The 3,250-nt window shown below is 57.5% G+C and carries 2 rRNA genes; both read right to left on the bottom strand.

Features of this window, described 5'->3' with window-relative positions:
• Positions 1–48 precede the first annotated feature (48 nt).
• Positions 49–165 (bottom strand): 5S ribosomal RNA (gene rrf, locus LRA98_RS12610).
• A gap of 90 nt (positions 166–255) precedes the next feature.
• Positions 256–3,151: ribosomal RNA gene (locus tag LRA98_RS12605) — 23S ribosomal RNA — on the bottom strand.
• Positions 3,152–3,250 lie beyond the last annotated feature (99 nt).

The raw sequence follows: 3,250 nt of genomic DNA, 5'->3' as shown, positions 1-3,250 counted from the left end.
AAAAAAACCCCCGACTCCGTTGAGGAGCCGGGGGTTTTGGGTATAGGGGCCTAGCGATGACCTACTCTCGCACGACAGCGTGGTCGCACTACCATCGGCGCTGAGCGGTTTCACTGCCGAGTTCGGAATGGGATCGGGTGGTTCCCGCTCGCTATGGTCGCCAGGCAAAGCGGTGTGGCGTTGGAGCCACTTGTGTTCGGGAAGTTGCCGTCACGCGCTTACGGCATGTCGGTGTTCAATCCGCTTGGGTGTTATATGGCCAAGCCTCACGGGCCATTAGTACGGGTTAGCTTAATGCATTGCTGCACTTCCACACCCCGCCTATCAACGTCCTGGTCTTGGACGGCCCTTCAGGGACCTCGCGGGTCCAGGGAGACCTCATCTTGAGGCGGGCTTCCCGCTTAGATGCTTTCAGCGGTTATCCCTTCCATACGTAGCTACCCGGCTGTGCCACTGGCGTGACAACCGGACCACCAGCGGTATGTCCACTCCGGTCCTCTCGTACTAGGAGTAGAGCCTCTCAAGTCTCCGACGCCCACGGCAGATAGGGACCGAACTGTCTCACGACGTTCTAAACCCAGCTCGCGTACCACTTTAAACGGCGAACAGCCGTACCCTTGGGACCTGCTACAGCCCCAGGATGTGATGAGCCGACATCGAGGTGCCAAACTCCTCCGTCGATGTGGACTCTTGGGAGGAATCAGCCTGTTATCCCCGGAGTACCTTTTATCCGTTGAGCGATGGTCCTTCCATACAGAACCACCGGATCACTAAGGCCGGCTTTCGCCCCTGCTCGACTTGTAGGTCTCGCAGTCAAGCACCCTTCTGCCTTTACACGCACTGCGCGATTTCCGACCGCGCTGAGGGTACCTTCGCGCTCCTCCGTTACTCTTTGGGAGGAGACCGCCCCAGTCAAACTACCTACCACGCACGGTCCCCGACCCGGATCACGGGCCCAGGTTAGAACCCCAAACATGCAAGGGTGGTATCTCAAGGATGGCTCCACGGGAGCTAGCGCTCCCGCTTCATAGCCTCCCACCTATCCTGCACAAGCATGCTCGAGGTCCAGTGCGAAGCTGTAGTAAAGGTTCACGGGGTCTTTCCGTCTTGCCGCGGGTACACAGCATCTTCACTGCGATTTCAATTTCACTGAGTCCCGGATGGAGACAGTGGGGCCATCGTTACGCCATTCGTGCAGGTCGGAACTTACCCGACAAGGAATTTCGCTACCTTAGGACCGTTATAGTTACGGCCGCCGTTTACCGGGGCTTCGATCAAGAGCTTCGCCCCAAAGGGCTAACCCCATCACTTAACCTTCCGGCACCGGGCAGGCGTCACACCCTATACATCCTCTTGCGAGTTAGCAGAGTGCTGTGTTTTTAGTAAACAGTCGCAGCCCCCTGGTCACTGCGGCCCCCCTCTGCTCCGCCCGCAAAGGGCTTCACATAACGGAGGCGCACCTTCTCCCGAAGTTACGGTGCCATTTTGCCGAATTCCTTCACCCGGGTTCTCTCAGGCGCCTTGGGATTCTCACCCTGCCCACCTGTGTTGGTTATCGGTACGGTCTCTTGCTGCCTGAAGCTTAGAGGCTTTTCTAGGAAGCCTGGCATCGGTCACTTCCGCTCCGTAGAGCGTCGTGTTCGCGTCTCGGCGTATGAACCCCCGGATTTGCCTAAGGGCTCCGCCTACACGCTTAAACCGGGACATCCGTCACCCGGATGACCTAGCCTTCTTCGTCACCCCATCGCAGCAACAAGAGGCACGGGAATATTAACCCGTTTCCCATCGGCTACGCCTTTCGGCCTCGCCTTAGGGGCCGGCTAACCCTGCGTCGACTAGCGTTGCGCAGGAAACCTTGGGCTTTCGGCGAGCGGGATTTTCACCCGCTTTATCGTTACTCATGTCAGCATTCGCACTTCCGATACCTCCAGAGGCCCTCACGGGTCCTCCTTCAGCGGCGTACGGAACGCTCCCCTACCATGCTCAAAAGAGCATCCGCAGCTTCGGCGCGTGGCTTGAGCCCCGTTGAATCTTCCGCGCAGGCCGACTAGACCAGTGAGCTATTACGCTTTCTTTAAAGGATGGCTGCTTCTAAGCCAACCTCCTGGGTGTCTCTGCCTTCCCACATCGTTAACCACTTAGCCACGACTTGGGGGCCTTAGCTGGCGGTCTGGGCTGTTTCCCTCTCGACGACGGACCTTATCACCCGCCGTCTGTCTCCCGTGATTGCACTTCCCGGTATTCGGAGTTTGCCTCGGTTTGGTAAGGCACGGATGCCCCCCTAGCCGAAACAGTGCTCTACCCCCGGGAGTGAGACACGAGGCGCTACCTAAATAGCTTTCGGGGAGAACCAGCTATCTCCGAGCTTGTTTAGCCTTTCACTCCGACCCACAGCTCATCCCCTAGCTTTTCAACGCTAGTGGGTTCGGGCCTCCAGCAGGTGTTACCCCGCCTTCACCCTGGCCATGGGTAGCTCGCTCGGTTTCGGGTCTACTCCCAGCGACTGAACGCCCATTTAAGACTCGGTTTCCCTACGGCTCCCCTAAACGGTTAACCTCGCCACTGAAAGTAAGTCGCTGACCCATTATACAAAAGGTACGCGGTCACCCGGACGCACCGGGCTCCCACTGCTTGTACGCATACGGTTTCAGGTTCTATTTCACTCCCCTCACCGGGGTTCTTTTCGCCTTTCCCTCACGGTACTGGTCCACTATCGGTCGGCAGGGAGTATTTAGCCTTGGAGGATGGTCCCCCCATCTTCAGACGGGATAACACGTGTCCCGCCCTACTCGTTTTCACGATCAGCGCCCTTTCGTGTACAGGGCTGTCACCTTCTATGGCCGGACTTTCCAGACCGTTCCACTAGAACACTGACCGCTTAAGGGCTAATCCCCGTTCGCTCGTCACTACTAAGGGAATCTCGGTTGATTTCTTTTCCTCCGGTTACTTAGATATTTCAGTTCACCGGGTTCGCCTCGTACGCCTATGAATTCAGCGCACGATGACCACCTGACGGTGGCCGGGTTGCCCCATTCGGAAATCCCCGGATCGAAGCCCGTTTGCCGGCTCCCCGAGGCTTATCGCAGGCTACCACGTCCTTCATCGCCTCCTGCCGCCTAGGCATCCACCGTATGCGCTTAACCGCTTGGCCATATAACCCCAAACAGACTGGAGCTACATCGCGGTCAATAACACGCGAATGCGACATGCCATATGCTGTGTACGGCAACTTCCCAAATTGTTAAAGAAC

The sequence above is a fragment of the Halorhodospira sp. M38 genome (assembly GCF_022227985.1).
Classification (GTDB): domain Bacteria; phylum Pseudomonadota; class Gammaproteobacteria; order Nitrococcales; family Halorhodospiraceae; genus Halorhodospira; species Halorhodospira halophila_A.
Note: the sequence above shows the minus strand (reverse complement) of the source record. Positions and strands in the feature narration are given on the sequence as shown.